This is a genomic window from Pseudomonas sp. AC083 (genome assembly GCF_979253165.1).
This window is the reverse complement of record NZ_CEEDDH010000018.1, coordinates 1-17011: the sequence shown is the minus strand read 5'-3', so window position 1 is coordinate 17011 and position 17011 is coordinate 1. Positions and strand designations below refer to the sequence as shown.

15 protein-coding genes are annotated in these 17011 nt (G+C 60.7%); 10 read left to right on the top strand and 5 right to left on the bottom strand.

Going from position 1 to position 17011, the window contains the following annotated elements; translation table 11 throughout:
* Positions 1-16: 16 nt before the first annotated feature.
* Positions 17-1477, top strand: coding sequence for a hypothetical protein (locus tag AC0IXA_RS22095; protein WP_341638458.1), 1461 nt, complete (start codon positions 17-19; stop codon positions 1475-1477).
* 3 nt (positions 1478-1480) lie between these two features.
* Here the strand turns inward: AC0IXA_RS22095 and AC0IXA_RS22090 are convergent, their stop codons facing one another.
* Positions 1481-2134, bottom strand: coding sequence for a lipopolysaccharide kinase InaA family protein (locus AC0IXA_RS22090; protein WP_471814500.1), 654 nt, complete (start codon positions 2132-2134; stop codon positions 1481-1483).
* A gap of 125 nt (positions 2135-2259) precedes the next feature.
* On the opposite strand from AC0IXA_RS22090, the gene msbA reads away from it, so the two are divergent.
* The 7 genes from msbA to AC0IXA_RS22055 all read left to right on the top strand — a co-directional run bounded on the left by msbA (position 2260) and on the right by AC0IXA_RS22055 (position 10516).
* A complete protein-coding gene (gene msbA / locus AC0IXA_RS22085; RefSeq protein ID WP_471814499.1) occupies positions 2260-4086 on the top strand; it encodes a lipid A export permease/ATP-binding protein MsbA in 1827 nt (608 codons plus the stop codon).
* Positions 4080-4976: a GNAT family N-acetyltransferase gene (locus tag AC0IXA_RS22080; protein ID WP_160769210.1), complete on the top strand. Its 897-nt coding sequence runs from the start codon at positions 4080-4082 to the stop codon at positions 4974-4976. The genes msbA and AC0IXA_RS22080 overlap by 7 nt, the downstream gene beginning before the upstream one ends.
* Positions 4977-4980: 4 nt before the next feature.
* Complete coding sequence (locus AC0IXA_RS22075) at positions 4981-6381, top strand: PIG-L deacetylase family protein (protein ID WP_341638461.1); 1401 nt, start codon at positions 4981-4983, stop codon at positions 6379-6381.
* Between the two features lie 64 nt (positions 6382-6445).
* Positions 6446-7867: a bifunctional D-glycero-beta-D-manno-heptose-7-phosphate kinase/D-glycero-beta-D-manno-heptose 1-phosphate adenylyltransferase HldE gene (hldE, locus tag AC0IXA_RS22070; protein ID WP_076565323.1), complete on the top strand. Its 1422-nt coding sequence runs from the start codon at positions 6446-6448 to the stop codon at positions 7865-7867.
* Between the two features lie 130 nt (positions 7868-7997).
* Positions 7998-8972 carry a glycosyltransferase family protein gene (locus AC0IXA_RS22065; protein WP_258710905.1) on the top strand — a complete coding sequence of 325 codons (975 nt, stop codon included), beginning with the start codon at positions 7998-8000 and terminating at the stop codon, positions 8970-8972.
* Positions 8973-9659: a hypothetical protein gene (locus tag AC0IXA_RS22060; protein ID WP_341638462.1), complete on the top strand. Its 687-nt coding sequence runs from the start codon at positions 8973-8975 to the stop codon at positions 9657-9659.
* 56 nt (positions 9660-9715) lie between these two features.
* The gene (locus AC0IXA_RS22055; protein ID WP_341638463.1) at positions 9716-10516 is read left to right on the top strand and encodes a hypothetical protein; all 801 of its coding nucleotides are present in this window, start codon (positions 9716-9718) and stop codon (positions 10514-10516) included.
* On the opposite strand, the gene AC0IXA_RS22050 is transcribed toward AC0IXA_RS22055, so the two are convergent.
* The 4 genes from AC0IXA_RS22050 to AC0IXA_RS22035 form a co-directional block, all read right to left on the bottom strand.
* Positions 10513-11478: a metal ABC transporter ATPase gene (locus AC0IXA_RS22050; RefSeq protein ID WP_071174214.1), complete on the bottom strand. Its 966-nt coding sequence runs from the start codon at positions 11476-11478 to the stop codon at positions 10513-10515. The two genes, AC0IXA_RS22055 and AC0IXA_RS22050, sit on opposite strands and share 4 nt — an antisense overlap.
* 32 nt (positions 11479-11510) lie before the next feature.
* Positions 11511-12323, bottom strand: coding sequence for an aldo/keto reductase (locus AC0IXA_RS22045; RefSeq protein WP_341638464.1), 813 nt, complete (start codon positions 12321-12323; stop codon positions 11511-11513).
* On the bottom strand, positions 12320-13495 hold the full coding sequence (locus AC0IXA_RS22040) for an NAD(P)/FAD-dependent oxidoreductase (protein ID WP_217851147.1): 1176 nt from the start codon (positions 13493-13495) through the stop codon (positions 12320-12322). The genes AC0IXA_RS22045 and AC0IXA_RS22040 overlap by 4 nt, the downstream gene beginning before the upstream one ends.
* Before the next feature lie 117 nt (positions 13496-13612).
* Positions 13613-13945, bottom strand: a complete 333-nt coding sequence (locus AC0IXA_RS22035; protein ID WP_016771980.1) for a DMT family transporter — start codon at positions 13943-13945, stop codon at positions 13613-13615.
* Between the two features lie 108 nt (positions 13946-14053).
* Between AC0IXA_RS22035 and AC0IXA_RS22030 the strand changes: the two genes are divergently transcribed.
* Together AC0IXA_RS22030 and waaA are read left to right on the top strand one after the other, a co-directional pair.
* On the top strand, positions 14054-14950 hold the full coding sequence (locus AC0IXA_RS22030; protein WP_125926288.1) for a LysR family transcriptional regulator: 897 nt from the start codon (positions 14054-14056) through the stop codon (positions 14948-14950).
* Positions 14951-14961: 11 nt separating this feature from the next.
* Positions 14962-16236 (top strand): lipid IV(A) 3-deoxy-D-manno-octulosonic acid transferase, encoded by a 1275-nt coding sequence (gene waaA / locus AC0IXA_RS22025; RefSeq protein ID WP_341638465.1) that lies wholly within the window; start codon positions 14962-14964, stop codon positions 16234-16236.
* Positions 16237-17011 lie beyond the last annotated feature (775 nt).

Genomic DNA, 17011 nt, shown 5'->3' with positions numbered 1-17011 from the left:
ATGTTGAGGGGGCTGGGTGAAAGGTACGGATAGTAAATGGGCGGTCAAGGCAGCTCGGGTAATCGATGAGCGACCGGTCAGTGTCGCGTTCTGGGCAAGCATTCTCCTTTCATTGATCGCCGTGTGGGGTACCGCAACGGTCGGTCGCGATGCCGCGCTGTACATCGATATCGCCCATCAGGTTGTCTTGCACGGGGCCGACGTGGCCTGGGCGCATTTCGACTGGCCGTGGTTCTCCATTCTTCTGGCGCTGACCCATCGCTTCCTGCTGTTGCCGCTGGAGTTGAGCGCCTATCTCTGGTGCGGTCTGTTTTTTGCCGGCACCAGTGCCTTGATGGTCGATTGTATCCGTCGACGCTCGCCCGAGCTTGCCGGCTGGGCGTGCCTGATTGTGCTGGCGATGCCAGCGGTCAATGCCTTTCGAAATGACATCATCCGCGAATGCGGTTTCTGGTTTTTCTGCACGCTGGCGTTATGGCAGGCGTTGCGTTGGCAAGCGCTGGGCGGCTGGATCAGGGCGGGTCTGATCCACTTGGCGATCGTGGCTGCTGCGCTGTTCCGGCTGGAGGCATTGCTGTTATTGCCGGCGCTCGGGCTGTGGCAATTGCCGGGTCTGTGGTGCTCTGGCCAGCGCACCCGTCTGCTGCAGTTTGCTTTGTTGCCGGCAATAGGGCTGCTGGTTGCATCGGCCTTCGGGTTTTTCATGTCGGCGCGCTTCCTTCTGTATCTGGACATGATTGCACCGCGGGGCGTCTACGAGTCGTTTCAGATGCTGTCCGAACAGTTCGGCAACTCGCTGATCAACAAGTATTCCCAGGATGAAGCCGGGCGCATCGTGTTCTTTGGCCTGCTGGCGACGATGACGATCACATTCGTCAAGCTGATGGGGCCGTTCGCTGTGCCCTTCATCCTGCGTCGCAACTGGGGCGTATTGGGTGTTTATTGGCGTGACTATCGTCCTTTCGCCTGGGCGGCGCTGCTGTATCTCGTTGTGCTGATGCTGTTTTTCATCAAGCAGCAATTCATGAACGCCCGGTATCTGAGTTTCCTGAATTTGCTTTTCGTACCGGTACTGGCGATGGCGCTGGCGGCATTTGCCCGGCAGTTTCCGCGCTGGACCAAAGTCCTGGTCGTGGCAGCGTTGCTGGTGATGCTGTCAAATGTGATCTCCACGGGTGCAGGCAAGACCCATTACGTGACTGCCGGGCGCTGGGTGTCTGCGCACGTCGAACCTGATACCAGCGCATGGTTCGAAGACGGTCGCATCAGCTATTACGCCGGGCGCGGTTATGTATTGCCGACGCTCACACGTGAACAGGCCATGTCACCGGAGCACGCCGATGAATATCGCTATTTCCTGATCGAGGGGAAAGGTGATGAACCGTGGCTGGGCGAATGGCTGGTGGCGCACAAGATGCGCATCATCGAGCGCTTCGCCAATCGCAAGGGTGCGACGATTCTGGTGATCGGCAAGTAAGGCTCAATCCAGCAGCAGGCGCAGGCGTTCCATCAGCGCAGCTTGTCGCTTGCTCGGCAATGCCTGGCGATAACCCTCAAGAAAAGTTCTCCCGGCGTCGCCGCCGAGCAGCCATTGCCGGTCTTGTTTGTAGCGCAGCAAGTGGGCGAAGTTGCGCAGTCGCTTGCTGTCGCTCAGGGCGCGCCTCTGGCAGCGCAGGTCGGCGATGTCGATCAATCCGAGCTGATTCTGCGGCGTCTGCACGACATTGCCGAAGTGCAGGGATCGGAAGTACACGCCTTTTTCGTGCAGTTGCGCAATAAATCCTCCCAGTTGACTGCGCAACGTCTCGGTTTCTTCGGGCGTGCCCTGCAATTGCCGTACGGTTTCGCCCGCCAGCGGTGCGTAATACACGCCATCGCGCTGAATGCTTGGAATGCGATAAACCGCGATCACGTTCGGACAGAGGATGCCGCGCTGCTGCAACGCCTTGGTGTTGTTGGCGAAGCGCTGGGCGTAGGGAAAGAACAGCGCCGAACTCAGCAGGCGTTTGCGGCGGAACAGCTTGAGCATGCGACCGTCGGCCAACCTGAGCACCTTGTCGCCGGAACCGTCGGCTTCGAGTACCTGAGCACCCTTGCGCAGTGCCTCGTAAGTGCTGTGATCAATCGATTGCATGCCTGACTCCCCATCGTGAGCCGGCTATCTTAACCGACTTGCCCAATGGCTGGCGCCCGGTGATGTTGATCGGCGCAAAAGGGCCTGTGATATCATCGCCGCCTCACTGATTTACGCGGATTCCCATGAGCAGTCCTGAACCGAAAGCCCAGTCAACGCTGGCGATCTACTTCCGCCTTTTGGCTTACGTGCGTCCTTACGCCGGCCTGTTCATTCTGAGTATCGTTGGCTTTCTGATCTTCGCATCGACCCAACCGATGCTTGCCTACATCCTCAAATATTTCGTCGACGGCCTGGCTAATCCGGAGGCCAGCCTGTTTCCCGGCAATCCTTATCTGGGCAAGTTGCAGTTGCTCGAAAGCGTGCCGTTGCTGATCGTGCTGATTGCCGTGTGGCAAGGCATCGGTTCGTATCTGGGCAACTACTTTCTGGCGCGGGTCTCTCTCGGCCTGGTGCATGACCTGCGTGTGGTTCTGTTCAACAAGCTGCTGGATCTGCCCAACAGCTATTTCGACAAGAACAACTCCGGCCACCTGATTTCCCGCATTACCTTCAACGTGACCATGGTCACCGGCGCCGCCACCGACGCGATCAAAGTGGTGATCCGTGAGGGCATGACGGTGATTTTCCTGTTCTGCACCCTGTTGTGGATGAACTGGAAGCTGACCCTGGTGATGGTCGCCATCCTGCCGGTCATCGGCCTGATGGTGAACAGCACCAGCAAGAAATTTCGCAAGCAGAGCAAAAAGATTCAGGTCTCGATGGGTAACGTCACGCACGTTGCGTCCGAGACGATTCACGGCTACCGCGTGGTTCGCAGCTTTGGTGGTGAAACCTATGAAAAGGTGCGCTTCCACGACGCCAGTCAGAGCAACACCGACAAACAGCTGACCATGACCAAGACCGGCGCGGTGTATACGCCGATGCTGCAATTGGTGACGTATAGCGCCATGGCGGTAGTGATGTTTCTGGTCCTGTACCTTCGCGGTGATGCGTCGCCCGGTGATCTGGTGGCCTACATAACCATGGCCGGCCTGCTGCCAAAACCGATTCGCCAGCTCTCTGAAGTCAGCTCCACAATCCAGAAGGGTGTGGCAGGTGCGGAGAGTATTTTCGAACAGCTGGACGAGCCAGCAGAAGTTGATCGGGGCACGGTCGAGCGCGACCGCCTGCAAGGTCGCCTCGAAGTGCGCAACCTCAGCTTCAGTTATCCCGACAGTGACAAGAAGGTCCTTGATGACATCAGTTTCGTCGTCGAACCGGGACAAATGGTCGCGCTGGTCGGTCGTTCCGGAAGTGGCAAGTCCACCTTGGCCGGTCTGATTCCACGCTTCTACCAGCACGAGCAGGAACACGGGCATATTCTGCTCGATGATGTGCAGGTACAGGACTTGACCCTGCGCAGCCTGCGTCGGCAGATTGCCCTGGTGACCCAGCAGGTCACGCTGTTCAACGATACGGTGACCAATAACATCGCTTACGGCGACCTGGCCGGGGCGCCGTTCGAAGAAGTCAAACGCGCGGCCACCGAAGCCTACGCCGATGAATTCATCATCAAGATGCCGCAGGGCTATGAAACCCTGGTCGGTGAAAATGGTGTGTTGCTGTCCGGTGGTCAGCGTCAGCGCATCGCCATCGCACGTGCATTGCTCAAGGATGCGCCGCTGCTGATTCTCGATGAGGCCACGTCGGCCCTAGATACGGAATCGGAACGGCATATCCAGGCGGCTCTCGATCATGTGGTGCAGAACCGCACGACGCTGGTCATCGCTCACCGTTTGAGCACCATCGAAAAGGCCGACCTCATTCTGGTCATGGACGAAGGCAAGATCGTCGAGCGCGGCACCCATACCCAGCTCCTGGCGCAAAATGGCTATTACGCACGCTTGCACGCCAAAGAGTTCGAAGAAGGCGACGAGCCGCAACCGACCCATGTGACCGACCTATGCTGACGGCGTTTCGCGTTTGGCGGGAGCGCGGCTGGAGCGAGATTGATCAGGCAGCCTACGCCCAGGCCTGGCAGCGATTCGGTGGCAGTTTTGCAACTCATCCTGAAGTGGTGGAGCGGCTGTCGGCGTTTGTCGGCATCAAGCTTCACTACCTGGGCTGGGTCGTCGATGGCGAAGTCGTCGCGGCTGTTGCTTGCTGGGGCAGGCACGCCGCGCTGTCCAAGGAAGTGCTCAAACGCGAAGGCAAGCGTGGGCTGCTGGACATGGGCAACGCCGAACTGATTCTGCCGATTGCCGCGGATGTCGTGGTTCCGGTGCGCCAGCGCATGGCTTATGTCTCGCAGCTTAACGCCGAGCAGATCAGCACCCTGCGCGCGCAGCCGGAAGGGCTGGCGCTGGCGCGGCTGCCTGAAGATTATTCGAAGAAATTTCGCTACAACCAGCGTCGCGAACAGCGCCTGCTGGAAGAGGCGGGTGGTGCGCTGATTCCGATGTCCGACTTGACGCCACAGGAGCAGGCCGCCGCTTACGGTGATCTGTTCCAGCGCCGTTGGGGTTTCGAGGTGCCTGGCAAGGCCGGGCTGGTCGAAGTCTTCACTCTCTTGCGCGAGTTCATGACCGGCTCGGTGGTGATGCTTGAATCGGCGCCAGTGGCGATCCAGATTCTCTACCGTGTCGAAGCGCCGCAATGGGTATCGCTGGAATACGTCAACGGTGGTGTCGACCCGCAAAGCCGCGAGTTCAGTCCCGGCAGCGTGTTGAGTTTCGTCAACACCCAGCAGGCTTGGGCGGATGCTCAGGCACTGGGCAAGACACTGCGCTATTCGTTCGGCCGTGCCGACCGCGAATACAAGGATCGCTGGTGCCACACGGTGCCCGTCTACAAGGTCTGAAACCATGACTGCTCGCAAGCAACAGCTTCTCAAGGCGCACCGACGCAGCAAACGCATGTTCCTCATCGCGTTTGTGATCGCGCTGGTGGCGGCCGGCTTCTTGCTGGGCTGGTGGCTGGTGCCGGTGCTGCTGGTCTTGGCGTGGGTGGCGCATGAGGCGTGGTTTGCAGACCATCTGTTCTATCGCGCAAGCGACGACTATCAGTACAACTTTCCCAGCGGTACGCCGCGTCAAGCCGTGGAGCTGGATGCTGGAATCGTGCGTCTGAGCGAGCCGCTGGCGCCGGGTGAAACGCTGCTGCTGGAGCTCAAGATAACGGCCAAGTGGCTGGGCCGCTGGCGGGATCCTTATGTCGAACTGGGTGGCGATCGCCAGGATTTTGAGCGTGGCGTCGGCGGGCGGCGCTTTCTCAATCTGTCCGGGCAGGCGGCGGCGCTTGGCGACAATACCCTGACAGTGCGTGGTCGGCATTGCACGCTGAGTTCCAGCGGCACACTGTGGGTCATGCGCAATCCCGATTACGCGCAGCAACGGGTCATGGTCATCGCGCCCCACGCCGATGATGCCGAGCTGGCGGCTTTCGGGCTTTACAGTCGCTGCAAAGAAGCGAGCATCGTCACCCTGACCCAGGGCGAAATTGAAGCCGAAGACTTCCAGCGCCTCGGGCTGGACAAGGCTCAGGCTGCTCGCTTGAAGGGCAGGCTGCGCGCTTGGGACAGCCTGAGCATTCCTTTATGGGGTGGGGTGTCGGCCAGTCATTGTGTACAGCTGGGCTACTACTGTCTTCAGTTGCCAGCGATGGCCGAGGAGCCGGGCAAACCATTCGGCTCGCGGGAATCCGGCGAAAACGATGTGCGCAGTGTTCGGCAGCACAATCCGATCAAACTCCCCGGCGATGTCGATGGTGCGCCGACCTGGATCAATCTCGTCGGTGATATACGGCAATTGCTCGAGCACTTTCGGCCCGAAGTCGTTGTCACTCCGCATCCCGAACTGGATCCGCACAGCGATCACGTCGCTACTACCCGTGCTCTGCTGGAAGCCATCGCCGCCAGTACCTGGAAACCGTCGACGTTGCTGATGTACGCCAATCATCTGCATGACAATGATCGCTGGCCAATGGGCCCGGCCGGTGGCGGTATCGCGCTGCCGCCGGCAGTCGAGCCGTTGCCGTCCGATCGTCTGTGGAGTCCATTGCTGTCAGCGGATGTGCAATTGGACAAGGCGATGGCGCTGGCCATGGAGCATGACCTGCAGGGCCCGCTCGGATTCAAGCGGCAGTCGCGCCGGGTGATCCAGCAAGTGCTGGCCGGACGTCGCTGGCCTGTCACAGGCAGTAACGAGTTTTTCCGCAAGGCTGTTCGCCGCCACGAACTGTTCTGGGTCCGCGACCTTTCAGATTGAGGCGGACGGCGCTTTACCCTGTGTTAATATCGCGCCCCTGTTCATTTTGTATGTGGGTTGCTCCATGAAGTTGTCCATGCCGCGTTTCGATCAAGCCCCTGTCTTGGTAGTCGGCGATGTCATGCTCGACCGTTACTGGCATGGCGGAACCTCACGGATTTCCCCTGAGGCGCCGGTGCCGGTGGTCAAGGTCGAGCAAATCGAAGACCGTCCGGGCGGTGCCGCGAACGTTGCCCTGAACATTGCCGCACTGGGTGCGCCGGCGTCGCTGGTCGGTGTGACCGGTGATGACGAAGCCGCCGACAGCCTGAGCAACAGTCTCAAGGGCGCCGGCGTACGTGCCCTGTTCCAGCGCATTGCGCACCAGCCCACCATCGTCAAGCTGCGGGTCATGAGCCGGCACCAGCAATTGCTGCGTATCGACTTCGAAGAACCGTTCGCCACCGATGCGCTGGCGCTCGGCTCGCAGGTCGATGACCTGCTCGAAGGCATCAAGGTGCTGGTGCTTTCCGACTACGGCAAAGGCGCGCTGAAAAACCATCAGGCGCTGATCCAGGCTGCTCGGGCGAAAAACATCCCGGTACTGGCCGACCCGAAGGGCAAGGATTTCTCGATCTACCGTGGCGCCAGCCTGATCACCCCGAACCTGAGCGAATTCGAAGCCATCGTCGGCGGTTGCGTTGACGAACACGAACTCGTCAGCAAGGGCGCAACGTTGATGCACGATCTGGAGCTGGGAGCACTGCTGGTCACCCGTGGCGAACACGGCATGACCCTGCTGCGCCCGGATCAACCGGCGTTGCATTTGCCAGCGCGTGCCCGGGAAGTGTTCGATGTGACCGGCGCCGGCGACACCGTGATTTCGACCCTGGCCGCGGCGATTGCTGCCGGTGAGGATCTGCCACACGCCGTGGCCCTGGCCAACCTGGCGGCGGGTATTGTGGTCGGCAAGCTTGGTACCGCGGCCATCAGTGCCCCGGAACTGCGCCGCGCTATTCAGCGTGAAGAAGGCTCCGAGCGCGGTGTGCTGGGCCTTGAGCAATTGGTGCTGGCCGTCGCCGACGCCCGTGCGCATAACGAACGAATCGTCTTCACCAATGGCTGCTTCGACATCCTGCACGCCGGCCATGTGACTTATCTTGAGCAGGCACGAGCCCAAGGCGATCGACTGATTGTCGCAGTCAACGACGATGCTTCGGTCAGTCGCCTGAAAGGCCCCGGTCGCCCGATCAATAGTGTTGACCGGCGCATGGCGGTTCTGGCGGGCCTCGGTGCCGTGGACTGGGTCATCAGCTTCCCGGAAGGCACGCCAGAGAATCTGCTGCGCGAGGTCAAGCCGGATGTGCTGGTCAAGGGTGGCGATTACGGCATCGATCAGGTTGTCGGTGCAGATATCGTCACCGCTTATGGCGGTACCGTGAAAGTGTTAGGACTGGTGGAAAACAGCTCGACGACCGCAATTGTCGAAAAAATCCGCAGTCGCTGATCAGATGAATTTTTACCGTTGTGTACCGCGTGTGAACGGATTTTGCCTTGGGGATTTCACCGTTTCCGTTGATGTTGGCAGGTTTGAATCCGCTGCGCTTGCCTGCCTACGTTACGTGGTCATTTAATTTATGAAAGTCATGCTTCTGGTGATGGACGAGCAGCGGGTCATTCTCGACCGGCTCTATGACATCGTTCAGCAGAACTGCGATGAATGTTTTATCTATCGTCTGAGCAAACAGCAGCAGATGAACCTCGGAGCCTTTCTGGCTTCGGTCGAGTACCAGACCTTTGATCGCGTGGTGATCTTCTCCCGGGTCAAACGTCTGGCGCCGCAACTGCGGGTGCTCAAGTGCATTCCAGGGCTGGTGTTTCTCGAGCACGATGCTTATCAGAACTACATGCCGGCCAGTAAGTACCGTGGTGTTTACTCGCGCTTGTACAGCCGATTGCCGAGTTGCCGGGCGCTGGTTTCCGGCGCAGTGGTCGCGCGCAAGATGCTCGCCGAAGGCATCGATACCGTGTTCGTCTCCAAAGGTTATGACGAGCAAATGCTGCACAACACCGGGGTCGAGCGCGACATCCCGATCGGCTTCCTCGGCAGCCTGAAGAGTACTGAGTACGCCGAGCGCAAGGCCATGCTTGAAGCCCTTTCACAGCGCACCGGGATGCTCGTGACTCGTACCAAATCGGGTGCGGAATATCTGGAAACCCTTAATCGCATCAAAATCTTCGTCAGCGCCGACATCGGCATGAACGAGTTCATGATCAAGAACTTCGAAGCCATGGCTTGCGGCTGTGTGCTGCTGGCCTGGAGCCAAGGCGAAGAAGACCGGTTGCTCGGTTTCGAAGACATGCACAACACCGTGTTCTATCGCAGCGAAGACGAGGCGGTGGCGAAGATCAAGCTGCTGCAGGACGACCCGGAACTGGCGCAGCGAATAGCCAGCAACGGCCAGGCGTTTGCTGAAAGCCGTTACTCGTTTGCGCGGGTCGGTCAGGCGCTCGCCGAGGCCATACAACACGAGATGCGCCCATGGCAGCCGCCGTCGGCTTTCACCCGGTTCTGGGTCAAATTGCGTTACGGCATGAAGGTGCCGGCCTGAATGGCGGGCGAATACATGGCGCTGGATGCGCTGCCCGGTGGCGACCAGTCGGTTTTGCAAGCCTTGCCCGAAGCCCTGCGCGAATGCCTCAGCCGTGCGGCGCGGGTGGTATTGATCGCTAATAATCCCGCGGTTACCGCAGCTGACTTCGCGGCGCTGAATATCGGCGCTGATGACGTCGTCGTCAGTTTCAATCATTGCATCAAGGCGACGCTGCTCAACGAGCAAAGCGTGAATGTCTTCGTGCACGGCTACAACGCGCCGGACGCCTATTTCTTCGGACTACCCTGCAACCAGGACGTACAGCGATTGTTCGACCGTGCGGGCGAGCGCTGCTTCACCATGCTGGTGGGTTGCGCAGCACCGATGTGCCCGTTGCCTCGCGTTGCGATGTACTGGGATCGCATTCCGTTGCCGCCGCTGTGGAACTACCCGGTCGACCGCCCGGGCGGCAAGCGCTACGTCGGCCCCTCCACCGGCTTCAACACGCTGGTGCTGTTCGACTGGCTGCGCGGGAATGTCGGTGACACCTATCAGTTAATGACTTTGGGCTTCTCCAACGAGGCGGGAAAGCTGTGGGGTGGTCATGCCTGGGATTACGAGCGGGACTGGTTGCAAAAGTCCGATGTGATTGTCGTGCCGCTGCAACCCCGACGCTGGTGGCAGAAACTGTTCAAGCGCAAATAAGCCACGCCGCAGTCGTTGCCTGCCGGGCCGAATCATTTCTTCATAGGTGTAATCGAGTGTTGAAAATTGCCGTGGCGTTTTTCGGGATTCCGAGAAATTCGCCGATCTGCTTCCCTTCAATCGAACAGAAGGTACTGGCGCAGTTGCCTGCGGGCAGCGAGGTGCAGTGCTTTTATCATCTGTATAAAGTCGATGAAGTGCAGAATTCGCGTTCCGGCGAGAAAGGCGAGCTGGCGGCTGACAACTATCAGCCCTTCGAATCCATGAGCGGCGCGCTGACCTTGACCGAAGGCGTGCTGGAGCGCTGGGATTTCGAGCGGGTCAAGGCACAGGGTGACACCTGGGCCGATGACTATGCATCGCTGCGCAACCTGATTTATCAGCTCAACTCATTACACACCGTCACCACCGAGATTGAATCCTTCAATCCGGATTTCGTCGTGTTCGTGCGGCCGGACAATTTCTTCCACACGGCGCTGCCAGGCTACGTGTTCAACCACGCCGAGGCGCGGCGGCACAACGTCTATATTCCTGACTGGCAGTGGTGGGGCGGCCTGAATGACCGTTTTGCCGTATGCGGGCGCGACACCTACGTTGCGTACGGCAAGCGCATTGAACGTATCTTCGATTTCTGCAAGGCGACCGGCCGCAAGCTGCACTCCGAGCGCTTGCTCAAGTTCGCCCTGCTCAAGGCAGGCGCCAAGGTCTGCACTTTGCCGATCCAGGCCTCCCGCGTGCGCATCACCGGCGCATTTGCCGAAGAGTCGTTCTCCCCCAAGCGTGGCATGGGCAAGCGCGAAAACCGCTACTTCCACTTCTTCGCGACATTGCGCACCTGGTGGGATCGCCGGCGCTAGCGGCTCGCGCGTTTCCTGCCCAGCCCGACCAGGCGCAGTGCCTTGATGCTCAACTGCTTGAGGCCGGTGCGTGGCGCTTTCGCCGGTGTCAGACCTTGTTGCACCAGCCAGTCCTTCCAGCGAATGCGTTCGTCGTGCACGACCCAGCCCTGTTGCGTTGCAAAGCTTTCCGCCAGGTGAATGCCGCGGGTGCTGGCCGGTATCAGCTTGTCGCGTTTGAGGGTAAACAGCTCGGCAGTTGGCGCGCCATCCTTGAGCGGCATGAGATACAAATCAGGACGTTTTCGGTCCAGCCGCGCCACCAGTTGATCACCCTCCAAGCGTTCATCGACATGAAACAAGCTCAGCGATTTGGCTTCCCTGGGCACTTCCAAACGCAAATCGTAGATCAATTGCAGCGACGCGGTCGGTAGATGCACGTACGCCCGCGGCCGCTCCAGCAATTGCAGGTTGGCGCAGCGCACCGGCCGTGCCGAACCGGACAACGGCGTCAGGCGAAACGGCAGTGCTTCGCGGTAATGCAGCGCGGCGGAGTAGGGCGCCGGCAACCAGGTGTCATTGAAACGCCCACCGAGCCAGCCTTCCGGGGTTTCCAGCAGACACTCTTCGGCAATTTCCTGAATTGCTGTGTGCAGCGGAATATTCAATTCGTGGGCCGGTACGTAGCCGGAAATCAGCTTCAGTACCACGTCACCGCGATCCTGCCGACGCTGGCGCACCAGCACCCAGTAATCGCGATTCTGCCAATGCAAGGTCAGGCGCACGGACACGCCGAGGTTGGCCAGTTCCAGGGCGAAGCGCTCGCTGTCGGCGACGCTCACCGGTTTGCGCCGTTGCAGGGTCTGGGCGAAGTTCAGCGGCATGCCGACGCTCTGATAGCTCAGGCCTTCGGGTGTGGCTTCGACGAACAGCGGCAGCGTCTTGAAGTTGCTCGGGTTCTTGCGGATGAGCGTGCGCGGCATATCGGCTCCTGGCTTAAGGCCGCGGGGCGGCGTCAGTGACTACGCAGGACCTGGGCAACGGTCGCTACGTTATGGGCGAGGTGCAGCGGATTGATTGTGCCGACAATAGCACTGGCGACGCCGGGCTGAGTGAACAGCAACTCGAAGCTGGCGCGCACCGGATCGACTCCCGGACTCAGACAGACATGACCGCTGGCCAGGGCTTTTTTCACCAGAATCGCTTTGCCGTGGGCAGCAGCATAGTCAATGACTGCCTTTTCGTTTTGTTCGTTCAGATTGTAGGTGACCATCGCGCAGTCGCCTTGCTCCAGCGCTTTCAGCCCACCTTCGACGGTTTTCCCGGAAAACCCGAAGCCGCGAATCTTGCCCTCGGTCTTCAGCGCCGCGAGGGTGGCGTAGACCTCTTCGTGCTCGAGGATGGCCATGTCGTTGCCGTCCGAGTGCACGAGGACCAGATCGATAAAATCCGTTTCCAGACGTTGCAGGCTGCGCTCGACCGACATTCGCGTGTGCGCAGCGCTGAAGTCGTGGCGCGACAGGCCGTCGGCAAACTCCTCGCCGACCTTGCTGACAATCACCCAATCCTGTCGCTGGCCGCGTAGCAGCGGGCCGAGGCGTTCTTCGCTGCGACCATAGGCCGGCGCGGTGTCGATCAGGTTGATGCCCAGATCCCGCGCCTGGCGCAGCAGCATGCGCGCCTCGTCGTCGCCGGGAATCTGAAAGCCGTTGGGGTATTTCACCCCTTGATCGCGGCCGAGTTTGACTGTGCCCAGGCCCAGCGGCGAAACCGACAGGCCGGTGCTGCCCAGCGGGCGATGCAGCTCGTGCAGAGTAGCGATGGTCATGGCAGCAGTTGCTCCCACGCGGGTACACCGAGCGGCGGTTTCGGCAATGGCGGCAGCGGTTCAGTCGCCTGCGGCTGGATGCCGTCGCGTTGCAGCGAGGCGATAACGCGGTCGGCGAAGTCTGGCGCCAGTGCCAGTTTGGTCGGCCAGCCGACGAGCAAGCGACCTTCCTCGGCGAGGAACGCGTTGTCCGGGCGGGTCAGGCCGGTTTGCAGCGGCTCGGCGCGGTCGACGCGCAGGGTCGCCCATTGCGTGGTGCTGAGGTCGATCCACGGCAGCAGTTGGGCGATTTCCTTTTGCGCGGTGGCGATCTGTTCGGCCGGCTCGCGGGCCACGCCTTCGCTTTCGGCAATGTCGCCGCCCATGTACCAGACCCACTGACCATCAGCCGCCGGATGCGTGGTCACGGTGATGCGCGGCTTGGTGCCGCCGCCCAGGCAGTGCGCGTACAACGGTTTCAAGCCGGGGCCCTTGGCGAGGATCATGTGCAGTGGTCGGCGCTGCATGGCCGGACGGCTCAGGCCCAGGGCTTCAAGCAGTTCGGCCGTGCCGGCGCCGGCGCTGAGGACGATGCGCTGGGCGCGGATCTCACGCCCATCGACTTTCAGGCCGACCAGCACGCCGGCTTCCAGCAGCGGTTCGATGACCTGCCCGGCGAGCAGACCGTCACCGGCCAACTCGGCCAGGCGCTGGATCAGGCTCGGGACATCCACCACCAGTTCGGCGAGGCGATAGACTTTGCCCTTGAAGCGCTTGTCTTGCAGGGCCAGCGGCAGCTCGTCGCCCTTGACCTGATCGACCCGGCCACGCACGGCTTTGCTGGCGAAGAAACTGGTCAGATTGCCGGCCAGCGTGCCCGGCGACCACAGGTAATGCGCTTCGGACAGCAGGCGTACGCCAGACAGATCCAGCTCGCCATTGCCGGCCAGCGCCTCGCGCCAGCGGCGCGGCATGTCGGCGATGGCTTCCGAGGCGCCAGTCAGCGCACCGTGCAGCGCGTACTTGGCGCCGCCATGGATGATGCCTTGAGATTTGACACTCTGCCCGCCACCGAGGCTGGCGCTTTCCACCAGCACGGTCGAAAAACCCTGACCGCGCAGGCGCGCATTCAGCCAGAGGCCGGCGACACCAGCGCCGACAATCAGAACGTCGGTGGAAATAACGGATGGCATGCGGCGACCTCGGAGCTTGAAGAAGCCGCAAGTTTCAAGCTTCAAGCTGCAAGCTGCAACCCGGACCAGCAAATCAGCAATGCTTGCGGCTTGCCGCTTGAAGCTTGCTGCCGCTTTTTAATGCCCGGCAGTTTTCGAAAACAGCTGGATCACGACGACCCCCAGCACGATCAACGCCATCCCCAGCATCGCCGGTACGTCGAGTTTCTGCCCGTAAATGAACAGAGCGGCGACGCTGACCATGACAATGCCCATCCCCGCCCAGACCGCGTAGGCAACGCCCACCGGTACGGTGCGCACCACCAGCGTCAGCATCCAGAATGCGATCCCGTAGCCGACAATCACCAGAATCAGCGGCAGCGGCGTGCTGAAGCCCTTGACCGCTTTCATCGAAACGGTGGCGATCACTTCGGCGCAGATGGCGATGGCCAGATAGACGTAAGCGTTCATGGTTTCGATCCTCAAATAAATCGTTGCTTGCTGAGGTGACATTCTAGGGACTGCTCAGATGGGGTAAAGTCATTACCTATCTGTTCTGAAGATGGGTTGGAAGCAATCATGCAATGGAATCTCGAGCAGCTGCGTGTATTTGTCGACGTCGCTGAACAGCGGTCTTTCTCCGCCGTGGCGCGGCGACAACGCAAGGCGCAATCGGCGATCAGCAGTGCTGTTGCGATGCTCGAAGAGGATTTGGGCGTGAGCCTGTTCGAACGCAGCAGCGGTCGGCAGCCGATGCTCACCGAGGCGGGCGCGGCATTGCTGGAAGAGGCCCGCGAAGTGTTGCGCCAGTGCGAGCGCCTCAACGGCAGGGCCATGGCGATGCTGCGCGGTCAGGAGGCGCAGTTGCGGGTGGCTCAGGACGAGGCGATGCCGTATCAGGCGCTGGTGGAAAGTTTCGGTGAACTGGCCGAGCAGTTTCCCAGCCTGGAAGTGCAACTGACCAGCGCCGCCCAAGGCGAAGTCGCGCGCAAACTGGTCGAGCGTCGCGCCGACCTCGGCCTGCTGTTCTATCACGATGAAATCCCCGAAGCCCTTGAGCGCCGCGTGCTGGGTCGAGTGGAAATGGTCACGGTCTGCGGTGTCAATCATCCGCTGGCGCAGCAGGCCTACGTGACCTGCCAGCAACTGGCGCAGCACCGGCAATTGCTGATGTCGACACAGACCAGCGTCTATCCCGGCAACGAGCCGGCCAGCCCGCAGGTGTGGCGCGCCGACAGTTTTTACGTGATGTCCGAATGGCTGGTGCGCGATCTCGGCTGGGCGTGGTTACCGCGCCACGTTGTGCAGTACTCGGCGTATCAGGGCCAAATGGTTGAACTCGATAGCGAATGGACGCCGCCGGCGTTGGTGGTGGAACTGGTCTGGCGTCGCGACGAACCGCTCGGCCCGGCCGCGCGCTGGCTGGCGGAACGTTTTGCCGTGCACTTGCGGGCGATCGGCGACAAAAGCCGATAAACTCCGCCGCCATGAATAGAACTCTCTACACCGCGCTGTTTTACCTGGGGCTGCCATTGGTGGCGATTCGGCTGTGGCTGCGCGCACGCAAGGCGCCGGCGTATGCCAAGCGCATTGGCGAGCGCTTTACTCTTGGCATGCCGACCTTGCAGCCCGGCGGCATCTGGGTGCACGCGGTGTCGGTCGGCGAAAGCATTGCCGCCGCGCCGATGATCCGCGCGCTGCTGGAACGCTATCCGGCGCTGCCGATCACCGTGACCTGCATGACCCCGACCGGTTCGGAGCGGATTCAGGCACTGTTCGCCAACGAGGCGCGCATCCAGCACTGCTATCTGCCGTATGACTTGCCTTGTACGGCGGCGCGTTTTCTTGATCGCGTGCAGCCGAAACTTGCGGTGATCATGGAAACCGAGCTGTGGCCCAATCATATTCATCAATGTGCCAAGCGCGGGATCCCGGTGGCGCTGGCCAATGGACGGTTGTCGCAGCGTTCCGCCAAAGGCTATGGCCGCTTCAGCAAACTCACCGCGCCTATGCTTGCCGAGATGAGCCTGTTGGCGGTGCAGACCGAAGCCGAGGCCCAGCGCTTCCGCGATCTCGGCGCGCGTTTGGAAGCCGTTGAAGTCACTGGTTCGATCAAGTTCGACCTGACCATCGACCCGCAACTGTTGCAGCGTGCTACCGAATTGCGTAGCCAATGGCAGGCACAGGATCGTCCCGTGTGGATCGCCGCGAGCACTCACGAAGGCGAAGATGAAGTGGTGCTCGACGCTCATCGTCGCCTGTTGGCCAATCATCCGGATGCGTTGCTGATTCTGGTACCGCGTCATCCCGAGCGCTTCAACTCGGTGTTCGACTTGTGCCAGCGCGAAGGTTTCGCCACGGTACGTCGCTCGACCGGGGCCAATGTCGATGCGCAGACGCGCGTGCTGCTTGGCGACACCATGGGCGAGTTGCTGTTTCTCTATGCCCTGGCCGACAGCGCTTTTGTCGGCGGCAGTCTGTTGCCGAATGGCGGGCACAACCTGCTCGAACCCGCCGCGCTGGCGAAACCGGTACTCAGCGGCCCGCACCTGTTCAACTTCCTCGACATCGCTGCGCAACTGCGCGAAGCCGGGGCATTGGCCGAAGTGGATGATGCCGAAGGCCTGGCAGTCGAGGTGCAGCGCTTGTTCGAACTGCCCCGTGATGCGCAGCGCATGGCCGAGGCCGGGCTGGCGGTGATGCGGCGCAATCAGGGCGCGTTGCAGCGGCTGCTGGATGGCTTGGCGCGGCTGATCCAATAGTCGCCTGGAATATTACTGTGGTGAGGGGATTTACCCCCGCTGGGTTGCGGAGCAACCCCAAAACCATTCGACGCGGTGATTCAGTCCGATCTGGCCAGCAGGATTTACGACTGCTGCGCAGCCGGACGGGGATAAATCCCCTCGCCACAGGGATTCACTCCAGATTGTTAATGGCCGGGCCTTACTGTGGCGAGGGGATTCATCCCCGCTGGGTTGCGAAGCAGCCCCAAAACCATTCAGCGCGGTGATTCAGTCCGATCTGGCCAGCAGGATTCACGACTGCTGCGCAGCCGGACGGGGATAAATCCCCTCACCACAGGCGATTCATCCAGATTGTTCATGGCCGGGTCTTACTGTGGCGAGGGGATTTATCCCCGCTGGGTTGCGAAGCAACCCCAAAACCATTCGACGCGGTGATTCAGGCAGATCTGGCAAGCAGGATTCACGACTGCTGCGCAGCCGGACGGGGATAAATCCCCTCACCACAGGCGATTCATTCCAGATTGTTTATGGCCGGGTCTTACTGTGGCGAGGGGATTTATCCCCGCTGGGTTGCGAAGCAGCCCTAAACCATTCGACGCGGTGATTCAGTCAGATCAGGCCAGCAGGATTTACGACTGCTGCGCAGCCGGACGGGGATAAATCCCCTCGCCACAGGGATTCACTCCAGATTGTTAATGGCCGGGCCTTACTGTGGCGAGGGGATTCATCCCCGCTGGGTTGCGAAGCAGCCCCAAAACCATTCAGCGCGGTGATTCAGTCCGATCTGGCCAGC

What these genes read in the sequence shown, in the direction of transcription:
- AC0IXA_RS22090 (WP_471814500.1), bottom strand. Translation starts at nt 2,134, where the DNA reads ATGCAATCGATTGATCACAGCACTTACGAGGCACTGCGCAAGGGTGCT.
- msbA (WP_471814499.1), top strand. Translation starts at nt 2,260, where the DNA reads ATGAGCAGTCCTGAACCGAAAGCCCAGTCAACGCTGGCGATCTACTTC.
- AC0IXA_RS22080 (WP_160769210.1), top strand. Translation starts at nt 4,080, where the DNA reads ATGCTGACGGCGTTTCGCGTTTGGCGGGAGCGCGGCTGGAGCGAGATT.
- AC0IXA_RS22075 (WP_341638461.1), top strand. Translation starts at nt 4,981, where the DNA reads ATGACTGCTCGCAAGCAACAGCTTCTCAAGGCGCACCGACGCAGCAAA.
- hldE (WP_076565323.1), top strand. Translation starts at nt 6,446, where the DNA reads ATGAAGTTGTCCATGCCGCGTTTCGATCAAGCCCCTGTCTTGGTAGTC.
- AC0IXA_RS22065 (WP_258710905.1), top strand. Translation starts at nt 7,998, where the DNA reads ATGAAAGTCATGCTTCTGGTGATGGACGAGCAGCGGGTCATTCTCGAC.
- AC0IXA_RS22060 (WP_341638462.1), top strand. Translation starts at nt 8,973, where the DNA reads ATGGCGGGCGAATACATGGCGCTGGATGCGCTGCCCGGTGGCGACCAG.
- AC0IXA_RS22050 (WP_071174214.1), bottom strand. Translation starts at nt 11,478, where the DNA reads ATGCCGCGCACGCTCATCCGCAAGAACCCGAGCAACTTCAAGACGCTG.
- AC0IXA_RS22045 (WP_341638464.1), bottom strand. Translation starts at nt 12,323, where the DNA reads ATGACCATCGCTACTCTGCACGAGCTGCATCGCCCGCTGGGCAGCACC.
- AC0IXA_RS22040 (WP_217851147.1), bottom strand. Translation starts at nt 13,495, where the DNA reads ATGCCATCCGTTATTTCCACCGACGTTCTGATTGTCGGCGCTGGTGTC.
- AC0IXA_RS22035 (WP_016771980.1), bottom strand. Translation starts at nt 13,945, where the DNA reads ATGAACGCTTACGTCTATCTGGCCATCGCCATCTGCGCCGAAGTGATC.
- AC0IXA_RS22030 (WP_125926288.1), top strand. Translation starts at nt 14,054, where the DNA reads ATGCAATGGAATCTCGAGCAGCTGCGTGTATTTGTCGACGTCGCTGAA.
- waaA (WP_341638465.1), top strand. Translation starts at nt 14,962, where the DNA reads ATGAATAGAACTCTCTACACCGCGCTGTTTTACCTGGGGCTGCCATTG.